14 protein-coding genes and 1 riboswitch are annotated in these 15430 nt (G+C 36.3%); of the genes, 8 read left to right on the forward strand and 6 right to left on the reverse strand.

Features of this window, described 5'->3' with window-relative positions:
* Nucleotides 1-28 precede the first annotated feature (28 nt).
* Nucleotides 29-724 (reverse strand): response regulator transcription factor, encoded by a 696-nt coding sequence (locus ACIQ4I_RS14960; RefSeq protein ID WP_403097317.1) that lies wholly within the window; start codon nt 722-724, stop codon nt 29-31.
* 208 nt (nt 725-932) lie between these two features.
* A complete protein-coding gene (locus tag ACIQ4I_RS14965) occupies nt 933-1823 on the reverse strand; it encodes a DMT family transporter (protein ID WP_403097318.1) in 891 nt (296 codons plus the stop codon).
* A gap of 151 nt (nt 1824-1974) precedes the next feature.
* On the opposite strand from ACIQ4I_RS14965, the gene ACIQ4I_RS14970 reads away from it, so the two are divergent.
* A complete protein-coding gene (locus tag ACIQ4I_RS14970) occupies nt 1975-2205 on the forward strand; it encodes a MerR family transcriptional regulator (RefSeq protein ID WP_403097321.1) in 231 nt (76 codons plus the stop codon).
* 178 nt (nt 2206-2383) lie between these two features.
* Here ACIQ4I_RS14970 and ACIQ4I_RS14975 read toward each other — a convergent pair whose 3' ends face one another.
* Both ACIQ4I_RS14975 and ACIQ4I_RS14980 read right to left on the reverse strand, forming a co-directional pair.
* A complete protein-coding gene (locus ACIQ4I_RS14975) occupies nt 2384-3370 on the reverse strand; it encodes a homoserine dehydrogenase (RefSeq protein ID WP_403097323.1) in 987 nt (328 codons plus the stop codon).
* A 356-nt stretch (nt 3371-3726) separates the two neighbouring features.
* Entirely contained in the window at nt 3727-5022 is a 1296-nt protein-coding gene (locus ACIQ4I_RS14980; protein ID WP_403097326.1) for an O-acetylhomoserine aminocarboxypropyltransferase/cysteine synthase family protein, read from the reverse strand.
* 117 nt (nt 5023-5139) lie between these two features.
* Nucleotides 5140-5253: riboswitch (SAM riboswitch) on the reverse strand.
* A 266-nt stretch (nt 5254-5519) separates the two neighbouring features.
* Here ACIQ4I_RS14980 and nfsA point away from each other — a divergent pair.
* Nucleotides 5520-6251, forward strand: coding sequence for an oxygen-insensitive NADPH nitroreductase (gene nfsA / locus ACIQ4I_RS14985; RefSeq protein WP_403097328.1), 732 nt, complete (start codon nt 5520-5522; stop codon nt 6249-6251).
* Between the two features lie 577 nt (nt 6252-6828).
* Here the strand turns inward: nfsA and ACIQ4I_RS14990 are convergent.
* A complete protein-coding gene (locus ACIQ4I_RS14990; RefSeq protein WP_403097331.1) occupies nt 6829-8517 on the reverse strand; it encodes a hypothetical protein in 1689 nt (562 codons plus the stop codon).
* A gap of 134 nt (nt 8518-8651) precedes the next feature.
* On the opposite strand from ACIQ4I_RS14990, the gene ACIQ4I_RS14995 reads away from it, so the two are divergent.
* From ACIQ4I_RS14995 to ACIQ4I_RS15020, 6 genes are all read left to right on the forward strand, one after another.
* A complete protein-coding gene (locus ACIQ4I_RS14995) occupies nt 8652-9305 on the forward strand; it encodes a lysoplasmalogenase (RefSeq protein WP_403097333.1) in 654 nt (217 codons plus the stop codon).
* Between the two features lie 31 nt (nt 9306-9336).
* Nucleotides 9337-10563 (forward strand): peptidase T, encoded by a 1227-nt coding sequence (gene pepT / locus ACIQ4I_RS15000; protein WP_403097335.1) that lies wholly within the window; start codon nt 9337-9339, stop codon nt 10561-10563.
* 27 nt (nt 10564-10590) lie between these two features.
* A complete protein-coding gene (locus ACIQ4I_RS15005; protein WP_403097338.1) occupies nt 10591-11571 on the forward strand; it encodes a DMT family transporter in 981 nt (326 codons plus the stop codon).
* A gap of 345 nt (nt 11572-11916) precedes the next feature.
* Entirely contained in the window at nt 11917-12627 is a 711-nt protein-coding gene (locus ACIQ4I_RS15010) for a Fe-S oxidoreductase (protein WP_403097341.1), read from the forward strand.
* 170 nt (nt 12628-12797) lie between these two features.
* Nucleotides 12798-14084, forward strand: a complete 1287-nt coding sequence (locus tag ACIQ4I_RS15015; RefSeq protein ID WP_403097344.1) for an Nramp family divalent metal transporter — start codon at nt 12798-12800, stop codon at nt 14082-14084.
* Nucleotides 14085-14130: 46 nt separating this feature from the next.
* A complete protein-coding gene (locus ACIQ4I_RS15020) occupies nt 14131-14337 on the forward strand; it encodes a hypothetical protein (protein ID WP_403097347.1) in 207 nt (68 codons plus the stop codon).
* A gap of 91 nt (nt 14338-14428) precedes the next feature.
* On the opposite strand, the gene ACIQ4I_RS15025 is transcribed toward ACIQ4I_RS15020, so the two are convergent.
* Nucleotides 14429-15394, reverse strand: coding sequence for a nucleoside hydrolase (locus tag ACIQ4I_RS15025; protein WP_403097349.1), 966 nt, complete (start codon nt 15392-15394; stop codon nt 14429-14431).
* Nucleotides 15395-15430 lie beyond the last annotated feature (36 nt).

Genomic DNA, 15430 nt, shown 5'->3' on the forward strand with positions numbered 1-15430 from the left:
TAGTGCGACCATTGACCATATGAATGGACTATGTTTTTTCAATTTTGTAGCCAATACCCCACACCACCTTTAAGTATCTTGGATTCTTTGGATCCACTTCGATTTTTTCTCTAATTTTTCGTATATGTACTGCAACAATATTGTCGGCATTGTAGGCAGGTTCATTCCATACACGTTCGTAAATTTCTGAAATAGAGAAAACTCGTCCTACATTTGTGAGTAAAAGTTCTGTAATGTTATATTCGATTTTTGTTAGCTTAATTGGCTCGCCGTCTAGCAATAGTTCTTTTGCATCTGTATCTAGTGACAGTCCACCTACTGTTACCTTCCCTTGTTGTTCATTGTAGGTTCCAAGTTTCACATATCGGCGTAATTGTGATTTCACCCGAGCCATTAATTCTAAAGGATGAAATGGCTTTGTTACATAGTCATCTGCCCCAACCGATAAACCATGAATTTTATCTGAATCCTCTACTTTGGCGCTAAGCATAATAATTGGGATATTACGTTCTTCTCGAATTTTAAACGTCGTTTGAATCCCATCTAATTCTGGCATCATAATATCTAAAATGATTAAATGTATTTCATGCTCCAATAATTGTTCGAGAGCTTCCACACCATTTGCTGCTTTTAAGACGTTGTAGCCTTCGTTTTTCAAATAAATTTCAATGCCATCTCGAATATCTTGGTCATCATCTGTTACTAAAATGGTATATGGCGCCATTTGTCACACCTCATTTCCTTGTTTTCTTATAGTCATCATTTTACAGACCAAATCTTAAAAAGAAGTAATGATAAAAATGAAGAAATTCTTAAGATTTTTATATCAATATTCATATTTTACAGGAATACACAAATCTTTTCAGAAAGTTATCCACAAAAAAACTGTTTTAAAAGCCAACATTGACTCCTAAAACAGTTTATCCACAAAGTTATTCAACGCTGACCTCTATTTGTGGAATACTTTTCGTTCGTCCTCCAAATGTAATCACAATTATTCCACCCAGTAACATCGCTACACCAATCCAGGATGCAACGCTCAAATATTCACCTACTAAGAAAACACCTAGCAATGCCGCAGTTAACGGCTCAGCTAGAGATAATGTTACAGCAGATGATGAGAGAATTTTTTGTAATCCTGTTTGGAATAAAACATACGCTATACTTGTTCCAAAAATACACATAAACAATAGCGGTGGCCAATTTGCACTCTGAGTGACCCAATATACCCCTAAAATGAAGGCGATTGGTAGTAATAATAATCCACACATTGAGAATGTCATTGCTACTGCAGGTAAAGCCGATTCTTTGTCCATTAACGATTTACTCACATGTGTATAAGTCGCAAATGCGATTCCTGCACACAAAGCTAAACTAATGCCCAGTGGATTCACAGTTGCTTGTCCTTTATTCACAAAAAGAAGTATACAACCGAAAATTGCTAATACGGTTGCAATTCCCCATGTACGAGTTGGTTTGTTTTTAAAGTAGAGCCATTCAATGAGCCCAGCAAATACTGGAGAGCTACCAATGGTTACTACTGTGCCGATTGCCACCCCTGTCAAACGAACAGATGTAAAAAATAACGGCTGAAAAAGTGCCATAGAAAGTGCTGCATAAAATGTATATTTCCAAGGCCAATGGCGAAATTGGATTTTCTTCATCGCTATTGCAATAATCAGCAATATACCTCCTCCAATTCCCGAACGCATTGCAGCCACAGTTAAAGGTTGTATACCATCTGTTAAAAAGGTCTGTGTTGTACCAACTGTTCCCCATAGAATAGCTGCTAACAACACGAGCACATATGGCAAAAGATTCATCATTCTCCTCCCTCGTTTATTCCGCTTGTAAAAGCGGATTCCCCTTTTTTGTAAAATATTTATTTATTTTCATTAAAATATATCATAAATTCTGAAAGTTGAGGATAGTCTTTTCTTCTATTATAATGAGGCAAAAAGGGGGCCTTACGCTATGTACAAAACCGTTGCAGATACAGCAAAGGAGATTTCTATGCCTGAACATCAAGTGATGCGTTATGTTTTAGAAGGCCGCATTCGTGCCGTTCATGACGGTGAACAATTTTTAATTAGTAGCGATCAATTCGATCGATACCACGAGCAGCTTGAAAGAATAAAAGAAGAAATTGAAATATGGAAAAACACACCCATTCCTGAAGATATTGATATTAAAGATGAAGACTAATACAAATATGGGGCTTCTATAAGTAACCAATGTTATTTATAGTAGCCCCATTCTTTTATTTATAAGTATACTTTTCAACTATTAAGTAGTTTACAAGCTCATTTCACTTATGTTTTTCGAAAAGCTATAAACACTCGCTTTCTTTATTTTAAAACCTATAAAACAAGCGATGGAAGCATTAAATTGATACTGTTACAGGTGCTTTTACTAGCATATCTGCATAGTCTTCCACCATTACACTTGCAGTTGGGAACATGCCTGCTCCTGGACCAACTAATGTAAGTGTACCGATGTAATTCGTATCTAATGCTACAGCGTTGTTTACACCTTCAATCGAATACAATGGATGTTCTGAGCCAATTAATTGTGGACCAACTGTAGCTAAGATTTTACCAGTCGCTTCATCACGGCGAACATCGGCTACATGTCGATAGCGTAAACCTTTTGCTTTCGCATCTTCCACTTGCTCAGCTGTGATTTCAGTGATACCCACCACATCTACTTCATCCCAATTTGGTTGTTCTCCAAATGCCAAGGCACTTAAAATCATTAGCTTGCGGAATGGGTCTTGGCCAGAGATATCATTATAAGGATCAGCTTCAGCATAGCCTAAACGTTGTGCATCTTGTAACGCCTCATCAAATGGCATAGCTTCGCTACGCATTTGAGTTAGGATATAGTTTGAAGTACCGTTTAAGATTCCTTGAATATGGCTTACTTCATTTACACGTAAGATGTTTTGCATTGTTTTTATTACCGGTACCCCACCAGCTACTGTAGCTTCGTATCCAACCTGTACGCCATATTCCTGCGCTTTTTCTTGTAATGCTAAACCGTGTTTTGCGAACATCACTTTGTTGGCTGTAATAATGTTGATGCCCTTTTCAATCGCTTGTGATAAGTATTTGAATGCAGGTTCTTCCCCGACAATCGCTTCAAAAACAACTTCTAAGTTTGGAATTGCTAAAATATCTTCGAACTTGTCTGTTAGTAATTCTTTTGGCGCATGTGGACGTGGCTTATTCACATTACTTACAAGAATTTTAGCGATTTCAATATCTACACCTAAAGTGCTCTTAAAATGCTTTCGCTTTTCATTGACAATACGATAAATGCCTTGGCCAACTGTGCCAAAGCCTAGAATTGCTACCTTCACTGTTGTCATATTCTCGCCCTCCAAAATTTTTTCTTTCCTATATTCAGAATTGCGTAATCTCAATTTACTTTTACGCATTCATGTACTTTTTTCATGACATATGCAGGTAATCCTGCTCACCTTTTAAAATTCTAAATTATTGAACTTATTGATGATTTTAGACTACCTACAGACAGATTACAAGGAAAATCTTTCTGAGAAGGACAATTGTTTTTTTAGGGAGGTCATGAAAATCGCTTACATCGTTGATTTGATGGAATCTTTAAATTTCCAAAAATACAAAAAAAATCTGTTACATCTAGAAAAGAAAAGAGTGAGCGCTATACATGCGTCACTCCTCTCTATTTTTTTATCTGAAAACTACCTTATTTAATAGCTGCAGATGCGTTTACTTTTGCAAATGCTGTTTCTAATGCATCAATAATATCTTCTGCTGCTTCTAAGCCAATTGAAAGACGTACCAGTTCTTCTGGAACTCCAGATTTTTTTAGCTCTTCTACATTTAATTGTTGGTGTGTAGTAGATGCTGGGTGGATGATTAATGAACGAGCATCCCCTACATTTGCTACATGGCAAAATAGTTCAATATTATCGATCAACTGACGTCCAGCATCACGACCACCTTTGATACCGAATGTTAGTACTGAACCGTAACCATTTTTTAAGTATTTATTTGCAAGGAGAGCAAATTCGCTATTTTCAAATCCATTGTAATGCACCCAATCAACTTGGTCATTTCCTTGAAGATATTCTGCTACTTTTCGTGCATTTTCGTTATGATATGGAACACGTAAGTGCAACGTTTCTAGACCTTGTAGTAATTGGAATGCTGCATCCGCACTAAGCGTTGGACCGAAGTCACGTAATAATTGGACACGTAAACGAGTTGCAAATGCTGCATCTGCAGTATCAATGCCATAACGTAATCCGTGATAAGATGCATCTGGTTCTGTATAATCAGGGAATTTACCACGAGTCCAGTCAAATTTCCCAGCATCAACAACTACTCCAGCAATTGTTGTACCGTGACCTCCAATCCATTTTGTTGCAGAATGTACGACGATATCTGCACCGAATTCAATTGGGTTGCATCCAACTGGTGAAGCAAATGTATTATCAATGATTAATGGAATTTCATGTTTGTGTGCAATTTCTGCCAATGCTTCAATATCAACAATTGAAAGACTTGGATTGCCAATTGTTTCAGCATAAATAGCTTTTGTATTTTCTTGAATAGCTTCTTCAAATTCATTTGGATTTGTTTCATCAACAAATGTTGTTGTAATACCATAACGAGGCAATGTATTCGCAAAAAGATTGTATGTTCCACCATAAATACTAGCTGCTGAAACAATATGGTCACCTGTACGTGCAATGTTCAATATCGAAAATGCAATAGCTGCCATCCCTGAAGATAAAGCAACTGCTGCTGTCCCACCTTCAAGTAATGCAATACGCTTTTCGAAAACATCTACTGTTGGGTTCATAATACGAGAATAAATATTTCCTGGTTCTTCAAGTGCAAATAATTTTCGTGCATGTTCAGAATCATTAAATTTATATGCTGTTGTGCGATATACAGGTACTGTAATTGCCCCTGTTGTTGGATCTGGTGTTTGACCACCACGTACTGCTAAAGTCTCTTTACGTAATTCTGTCATTTTAATTCCTCCTAAAAGTTAAATGGTTAGATGGAAAACGGAGGTGTGTAAAAGGGTTTTTTATATAAAGAAAAACCCTTCTTCACGTAAGAAGAGGGCTTAATTAGCATTATCCTCCCCTTATCTTTCAGATCCGATTAGAATCTGTAGGAATTAGCACCGTAGCAAGTGTGTATACTTACTGGTTGCTGGGCATCGCAGGGCCTATCCCTCCGCCGCTCTTGATAAAGGTTATTTGATTCTGTTCCATCTTGTTGACGTAAGTATAGAAGATTCCTAGAATAAATGTCAATGTTTTTTCTGAATCTTTAAACATTTTAACGGGAGAAAATATCTGTATTACTATTTAGATTCCAGTAATGGGTACAATATATTCTCTTTTCTAACTAAATTTCCTCACTTTATATCAACAATTCCTAGCAGTATTTTTTAGTAGTCACTTTCAATAAAATCCCGTATAGTGAAATTGATACCTAATTGAAAAGGAGCCTGACATTATGGTTAAAGAACTTTTACGTAGTCATACATCTGTTAGAAAATATACAGGTGAAAAAATCCCAAAAGAGACCGTGCGAGATTTAATCGAAACGGCACAAATGGCAGCAACATCTCACTTCATTCAAGCATATAGTGTCATTTGGGTTACAGATGAAGAAAAACAACAAAAACTTGGTGAGCTTTCAAATAATGCTTTCCAATTCCAAACTGCAGGCGCAGCATTTCTATTCTGCGTAGATTTCAAACGACTACAAGTGGCAGGTAAAAAACAAGGTGTAGAAATTGTTGCTGATTCAGCAGAAAACGTCTTAGCAGGTGTTGCTGATGTTGCCCTATTTGCACAAAACTTTGTTATTGCCGCTGAAGCAGAAGGCTATGGTATTTGCTATATCGGTGGTGCTCGAAATAATCCAGAAGAAATTAGTAAATTATTCAATTTACCAGATTACGTCTTCCCATTATTTGCAATGACAATCGGTACCCCAACAAAACGAAACGAAACAAAACCACGTCTTCCTTTAGATGCTGTACTTCACGAAAATAGCTACGATATAGAAAAATACGATCAGCTATTAGATGAATACGATGCGACATTGGAAGAATATTATGCAAGTCGTTCATCAAACAATAAAACGGCTAATTGGACGAAACAAATGGCTGACTTCCTAATCGAACAACGCCGCCCATTTATCAAAGAGTTCTTAGCCAACAAAGGTTTTACTTGGAAATAAGGAAAAAATGTATGCTGTCTTAGTTTGTGGATACGTTTATACTTTGTTCTGACTTGGAGATGATCTTGGGTAATTTTATAAGGTTTTAGGGATGAGGGATGAATTAACGCTATTCAGCATCAGGAATTGCTTCACTCGATTAGGGACTTGCACTACTCAGATCAAAACTTGCGAGGGCACTGAAAAAGTAAAAATAGATGTAAATTTATAATAAAAATCTTGTATATCTATTCTCATTGAAGTGGAATTAGCGGAGACTCCTGTGGGAAAACGAGCTAGACGAGACCCCACAGCGCAGCGAGGAGGCTCGTCAGTTCGCCCACGGAAAGCGGAGCTAATTCCACTTCATTTAATAGCAGATATATACTATAAATATTTGTATTACTACACTTTTTCAGTGGCCTCAAACTTGCACTACTCGAGCCCCTAGCACCACTTTTCTTGGTACTTTCAAGTGATAACCGAGTTCAAAGTAAATAAATAGAAAAAGAGCCAACAAAAACAAATTGTTTTTGTTGGCCTATATCTTTTTAGAAACTTATTAAATAAGCCCTGCTATCGGCAAAAATTTCCTAGCCTATTTTTCTTCAATCCCTTTAATCGTAATTTCTTTAACCGGTAAGAAGACATCGTTTGAATTCACATATTTCACTTCAACTTGATCCCCCTCTTTCAGGTACACTGCAAGAGGCGCTGTTTCGGAGCTGACGATATAGTTTTCTTTATTGTCTAGCAAGAAGGAAATGGTTGTGTAATCGTTATTTTTCTCTTTATAGACACGTATGACTTTACCTTTAGCTGCTTTTTCTTCATTTGAAGAGCTGCCATTTAAAGAACTATTATCTGAACGATTAATAATTGTTTTATATTGTCTTAACGCTTCGTTTGGTGTTGCAGCAGAAACAGAAAGCTCAGGATTTGCTGCTGAAACGATTGAATAGTTTTGTAAGAAACCATTAGAATCAAGCACTGGTACTAACCAACTTGCTTCACCATAGAAATTATAAATAATTGGCATAGAAGCTTGCCATTTTTTCTCGATGAATTTTTTCTCAATAATTTGAATTGCACCTTGTGAATCCATATAAGCTTCATCTTTATTACCTGAATAGTAAGTAGCTTGACCTGTACGAGCATTCGTCAATGAATAGCCCAGCATAGAATCTACACCCTTTTTAGGACTTGTAAAATCTGTGAAGTAATACATTATGCCATTCTCATCAAATACAGGGCTGACATTTGCTTCTGTCCCTTCATCAGAAGGAAGTTTCACGTCTTTTTTACCGAACATACTATTCCAATAACCGTGAACATATTTACCGAAATATTCATTTTGACGGCTAACAGCTTCTGGAGAAATTGCACCATCGATAAATTCAGGCACATCTTTTAATGCGTAAGTTTTTGAAGCACCTGTTTTCGCATCAACCATGACAATCCCTTTTGGGTCAAAACCATTACGCCCAGAGATAAACTTACCATAAGTACGAATATAGTATGGTTTTCCATCATCATTTACTTCTAATTGTGCATCACCATAGAAAATTTCTTTCGTATTTGCTAATCGCATGTGACGTTCAACATTGTTATTTAAATAAGCTGAAGTTGTATACACCATCGGAGATTTTACGAACTTTGGATTATCCGATGAATTTGTAGCACTCATCATCAAATAACCTGGTGATTCTTTCCCCTTCATCCATTTAAAGAAATCTGAGAATTCTACTGGTGCAATATAAACATATTCACCATTTACTTTTTGAATTTGTAGGTTACCTAACTCGTAGTAACTTGTATTTGGTACTTGGCTAAATGCCTTTTTCATTTTATTTCGTGCAAATTTAGGTGGAACGCTTGCAGGTGTTTTCGTGTCATCAAAAGCTTTGATTTCAACCTTTTTTGTCATCTCAGCAGATTGGTATTTTTGATTTGCATTAAAAAATGGCGTAGATAATAGATAAACACCGAAAACTAAACTTGCTAGAGTTATGAATCCTTTAATCTTTCTTTCAACACCATTAGATAATAGTGCACCAATTAAAGCAATAACAAGGAGCTCTAGCCACAATTGAGACCAGTTTTGATCTATCTTTGTTACATAAAAGACAATTGCGGTAATAACAAAAACAAGTATAAACATTGCAATACCGAATTGCATTTTAAATTTTGTCTTAAAATCACCTTCAGGCGTTTTACTTGCAAACGGCACAATTAGAAATGTTGCTACTATTGCAACGATTGCTGACATGATAAAAGTCATTGTCATAGTTACTCATCCTTTCTCATATTTAAGATACGAATGACTTCAGAGAAAGTTTCATAGAATTTAGCTCATGATTGATTGATTCGAATTAATTTAGATATAAATGTATTAAAAAATTTAGCAAAGGAAGTGTAAATATGAAAAAGCTACATCTCATTACACTCGTTATTTTCTTTTCCATTCTTTATATTTTCTTTATACCTGAACAACCTTTTTTATTGAAAATTTCGTTTAAAATTATTCCAATAATCTTGATGATTATTTTCGTCTATTTACAGCGTGATTCGAACAATCCAGCATTTTCAAAGTGGCTTCTTTTAGGGCTGTTCTTCTGCATGCTAGGAGATGCCACCATTCGCTGGTTTTTACTGGGTCTATCCTTCTTTTTAGTCGGTCATATCTGCTACATTGTCGCATTTTTCAAAGTGAAAATGAAAGCGATAAATCCCTATATTGCTATTTTTTTATTGGCCTACGGTATGTTGATGGTCGCATGGATTGCAGGAAATATTTTTAGAACAGGTAATTATGTACTTGGTATAGCGGTTTGCTTTTATATTGCCGTTATCTTAACAATGGGATGGTCAGCTTTGCAAACGTATTCACCCATTATTATTCTTGGTGCCTTTTCATTTATTTTCTCAGACTCCATCTTAGCTATTAATATGTTTATAACAGATATACCAATGTCAGATATTCTTATTATGACAAGTTACTATAGTGCACAACTTTTCTTTGCAATGAGCACGCTAAAATATTCCGTAGCTCGAAAGAAAGTGTTAGAATTATGACAATGCTTTAAATATAAGGAGGATTCAAACAATGAAAGAAACAGTAATCGAACGATTAGTCAAATACACTAAAATTGATACTCAATCTAATGAAGCAAGCGAAACAACACCTTCTACTAAAAAACAATGGGATTTACTACGTGTATTAGAAACTGAATTAAAAGAAATCGGTATGGAAGAAATAGAAGTAGACGAAAATGGCTATTTATTTGCAACTTTGCCTGCAAACTCTGATAAAGAATTACCAACAATCGGATTTTTAGCACACGTTGATACAGCAACTGACTACACAGGTACAAATGTGAATCCACAACGTCATGACAATTATGATGGCGGCGATATCCAACTAAATGCTGAAGTTGTATTATCTCCAAAAAATTCACCAGAATTAGCTAACTACGTTGGTCAAACATTGATTACAACAGATGGTACTACTTTACTTGGTGCAGATGACAAAGCAGGAATCGTAGAAATCATGACTGCTATGGAATATTTGATTAACCATCCTGAAGTAAAACACGGCAAAATCCGTGTAGCATTTACACCCGATGAAGAAATTGGACGTGGACCTCATAAATTTGATGTGAAACGTTTTAATGCAAATTATGCGTACACAATGGACGGTGGTCCACTAGGAGAACTTCAATATGAAAGCTTTAATGCTGCAGGAGCTAAAGTAACCACTCGTGGTACTAGCGTTCATCCAGGTTCTGCAAAAGGAAAAATGGTCAATGCCATTACAATGGCAATTAAATTCCAAGAAATGCTACCAAAAGCTGATGTTCCAGAATTGACAGAAAATCATGAAGGTTTCATCCACCTTATGAATTTCAATGGTGAAGTTGAAAACACGTCTCTTTCTTACATTATTCGTGACCACGATCGTGAAGCTTTCGAAGCGAAAAAAGCATTAATGCTAGAAGCTGAAAAAGCAATTAAAGCGGAATACGGTGAAAATGCAATTACTGTGGAAATTTCAGACCAATATTACAACATGGCAGAAAAAATCCTACCTGTAAAAGAAATTGTTGACATTGCACAAAAGGCAATGGAAAACTTAGATATTACACCTTTAATTTTACCAATTCGTGGCGGTACAGATGGTTCTCAACTCTCATATATGGGACTTCCAACGCCTAATATCTTCGCTGGTGGCGAAAATATGCACGGTAAGTATGAATATGTTTCTGCTGAAACAATGGTTAAAGCAACTGAAGTTATTATAGAAATCGTTCAATTGTTTGAACAAAAAGCATAGTTGGTGAATCGATAGGCAGGTGACATTGTGAAAGAAATTGCTCTTGGTGTATTGGCATCATTATTTTTTGCAGTAACATTTATTTTAAATCACTCGATGGAGCTAGAAGGTGGAAGCTGGCTATGGAGTTCATCATTGCGCTATTTCTTCATGCTTCCCTTTTTACTTGTCATCGTCGCATCACGTAGAGGACTTACTGCCGTAGCAAAAGAGATAAAAACCCAACCAAAAGTTTGGCTTCTTTGGAGCTCTGTTGGCTTTGTACTCTTTTATGCTCCCCTCACCTTTGCTGCTGCATACGGCCCAGGTTGGCTCGTATCAGGCACTTGGCAGTTTACAATTGTAGCAGGAGTATTACTTGCACCGTTCTTTGTTCAATATATTGATGGTAAAGTCATCCGGCAAAAAATACCGCTCGTTTCATTACTTATTTCGAGTATTATTTTAGTAGGCATTATTTTAATACAAATTCCAAGTATGAAATACGTTTCCTTAGAAAGCTTACTATTTGGAATCTTCCCTGTAGTAATTGCTGCATTTGCGTATCCACTTGGAAATCGGAAAATGATGGATGTATGTAATGGTCGGCTAGATACTTTCCAACGTGTACTAGGAATGACTATCGCTTCTATACCTGTTTGGATTGTCATCGCAATTTATGCACTTGCAACGGTTGGCCTTCCTTCAGTTAGTCAGATGATTCAATCATTAATTGTCGGCATTAGCTCTGGTGTAATTGCGACTGTGCTATTCTTCATCGCAACGGATCGCGTCCATAATGACCAAGGAAAACTGGCGGCTGTTGAAGCAACACAATCTACTGAAATCCTTTTCGTTATTGTTGGCGAAATGTTGCTATTGGATGTTCCACTACCTAAGCCACTTGCACTCTTTGGTATAGCAACTATTATTGTCGGTATGTCACTACATAGCTATTACACCACGATACTGAAGAAAAAAAGTAGTGTCGTTTTGCAAACTGTAACAAAAGATAGAATAAAAGAATAATGGATAAGGAAGATGTCCTATAATTCAGTGAAAACTGATTTTCTGGGCATCTTTTATTATTATTATTTTGGACATAACAAAAAACGATAAGATTGATGAAATCTTATCGCCCAGTCTAGTCGAACATCCCTAAACTTTTGAGGGGGGTTTAGGAATTTTTTAATTGTTAGCCAAATTTTGGAGAAAAGTAGCTAATTGAATCCTGCTCTACCTACATTTTTTAGAGGAGGTTTATTTCTCTATATGACAATGATAATCATTATCAATTTAAATGTCAATACTTATCCTAAAGTATTTTTTGAAAATTACATAATTATTGTATAGTAATACTTAAGAGGTGATAATATGAGCTCTTTATCAAGAGATCAACTACAACAATTACAATCCTATAGTATCTATGTTGATGATTCAGCAAATACTGTATTTAGCCTGCAACAACTACATAATGATGAGTTTTTACCTGATTTTTTAACGCTTATTAAAGCAATAAGTAATGTAGAGTCCGATACAATTGCTTTATCGTATTTTACACGTCGTTATGGCATGTTCGTTGCGATGCAGTTTTATATGTTAACAACGTACGACGAAGTATGGGATGGTTCCTTTGGTAATCTGAAGTTTGGTGTTAAAGAGGAATTTGGAAACAAAGCATTATGCATGTTTACACATTCTTCAGATTGGCAAATGATTAATGAAGACGAACGGGAAACTACATTTATGAAAATATTAGAACAACAATGTAATGCAATTTTCGTTCAGTTGCGTAAAATTACTTCGGTCTCACCGAAAATGCTATGGGAAAATGTTTTTGGCTATATGTTATGGCATCTACATGTACTTCTTTCAAATCCAGGTACTTGCGAACAAGCACAAATTGATATTGCATTATTAGAAGATGACTCTTTATGGTCTTCGTTTGCAAAGCACTCTTATTTTAAAGAATATACAGGGGGAGATCACCCTTCAAAACTTATCAATATGCCTGTGCGCAAAACTTGCTGTTTCTCAAAGGACGTCCCTGGATGGATGCAATGTGGTTTTTGTCCATTGAAATAGCTTATACTTTTTCAATTAAAATGTGTGTGCGATGGCCTAGAAAGAAAATAAAAGAATATGAATCTAATATCTTTACTTTTCAAAGTGATTGCAGTACACTAAACACACCAAAACTTTCCTTTAGGAAACTTTATTTCGGAAACAACACATTTGAGAATGGAGGAAAAACGATGAGTAAAGTGTATAAAGAAAAGCAAGTCTCAAGGTTACAACACACAACAGCTCAAGATGTTCTAAATGGTAAAGTACATGGCATTAAAAGCGTACTTCCCTTCTTAGGACCTGCTTTTATTGCAGCTGTGGCTTATATAGACCCAGGAAACTTTGCTACGAATATTACCGCTGGATCTCAATATGGTTATTTATTGTTATGGGTGATTGCCATTTCAAATTTAATGGCCGTTCTAATCCAATCTTTATCTGCAAAACTTGGCATTGCAACAGGAAAAAACTTACCTGAGGTTGCGCGTGAAAACTTTTCTAAAAAGACATCCATTCTATTATGGATTCAAGCAGAGCTCGTAATAATGGCCACCGATTTAGCAGAATTTATTGGTGCAGCACTTGGCATGTATTTATTGTTCGATATTCCAATGCTACCTGCAGCACTCATAACAGCTGTTGGTTCATTCGCTATTTTAGAGCTTCAACGCCGTGGCGTACGTGCATTTGAAGCTGGAATTACTGCAATGGTGATGATGGTTGTATTGGCATTTGCACTCCAAACATTTTTGGCACATCCTGATGCCGGGGCAATTGCAACAGGCTTTATACCACATTTTGATGGTGTAAATTCTGTTTTACTTGCAACAGGTATTTTAGGTGCTACCGTTATGCCACATGCAATTTATTTGCATTCATCGCTAACTCAACATCGCGTTGTTGGTAAAAATGATGAAGAGAAACGTAAAATCTTCAAATTTGAATTTATGGATATTGTCATTGCCATGATTATTGCAGGGGCAATTAATATGAGTATGTTAATCATCGCTGCTGCCGTATTCCATTCAAAAGGCATGAATGTTGAAGATTTAGATGTAGCCTTCCATTCACTTGGCGAAATGATTGGACCAATGGCTTCTATATCATTCGGGTTAGGCTTATTAATTGCTGGGCTTGCTAGCTCTTCTGTTGGTACCTTAGCCGGGGATGTTGTGATGCAAGGTTATATCAGAAAGCATATTCCGATTTATTTAAGACGTGCGATTACAATGATTCCACCTCTTTTAATCATCGCATTTGGTGCCAACGCAACAAAAGCCCTAGTGTGGAGTCAGGTTATTTTATCCTTTGGAATTGCCTTCGCATTAATCCCATTAATTATGTTCACAAGTAACAAGAAAATTATGGGCGGACTTGTAAATCATAAGTTTACAACAATTCTTGGCTGGATCGTGGCAGCGATCGTTGTATGCTTAAATATATATCTGCTTTATCAAACAGCTTTTGGTGAATAAAATTATTCACTAGACACACACTACTTTTTAAAAGGAGTGTGAATAGATGAAGAAAGATTCATTGCCAAAGGATAAAAAAATATTTGCAGACTTACCATCTGATGAACGGCCTGATATGATGGATACAGAAAATATTAGTCTATATGATTTGCACGAAGATATGCATACCGTCGATCCAATTCCAATGGAAGAGCTAACTAAAGATTTAGAGTCAGAAGCTAAAGACGATAAATATGATGGTAAATGGACATAATAATAAAATAAAAAGGTGTCTAAAAATTTTAGACACCTTTTTATTTTTGTTTCTATAACCTATTTTTATAGGGGAGAGCCTTAAACCTTTTCTATTTTTCTAAAAGCTTTTCTCCTATTATTGTACAAGCTTCAAAGAATAGTTCTACAAAACCCTCACGATCTACGTTATGTAATACTTTGGCATTTGGCGTTTTACCTGTGTTATTTGCATAATCGACAATTGTAGATCCTGCAGTTAATCGACCTTCTAATTCAACTTCTACATAATAATCGTCACCTTGGAATAATTCAGGTGCTACTAAGGCTGCGACAGCACAAACGTCATGGACACGAATTTGCTCTTCAAAATGTGGTGGGTGGAATGGTGTTTGTGATTGTGTAAATGTATAGAATTTCATCATATCGGCCGCTTTTTCAGCAAATGGTGTACCAAGTGTACGCAGTTTTGCCATTTCTTTTCTTGTGATATAAGCTTTATGCGTTACATCTAGACCGCTCATCATAATCGGTACACCTGAGCGGAATACAAGCTCTGTAGCATGTGGATCTACATAAGCATTGAATTCTGCAGTTGTTGACATGTTCCCACCAACAGCAGCTCCACCCATCCATGAAATCAGTTTAATCTTCGGTTTTACTTCTGGATGTGCAAGTAACAATGCGCCAATATTTGTTAATGGGCCGGTTGCGACAATAATAACTTGTTGATCACTTGCTAATAAAATTTCACACATTGCCGTGATAGCAGTTCGATCGCTTTCTTTTAAAGTTGGATCTGCCCATTTTACATTGCCGAGTCCCCCTTCACCATGAATATCTTCCGCTACTTCTAAAGTCCGGAAAATAGGTTGCTCAAGACCACGTGCTACTTCTACATCTTGGCCTATATAGGTTAAAAAGCTAAGGGCATTATATGTCGTTTTATCTGTTGATAAATTACCTGCTTCTGTTGTGACAAGCTTAATATCTAATTCTGGACGCGAAAATGCCAGAGCAAGCATCATAGCATCATCAATTCCTGGGTCACAGTCAATAATTACTGGGGTTTTATTCAAAATTATCCACTCCTCACGCTTATATTGCTATTATCA

It is taken from the genome of Rummeliibacillus sp. NPDC094406 (genome assembly GCF_044763875.1).
Lineage (GTDB): Bacteria > Bacillota > Bacilli > Bacillales_A > Planococcaceae > Rummeliibacillus.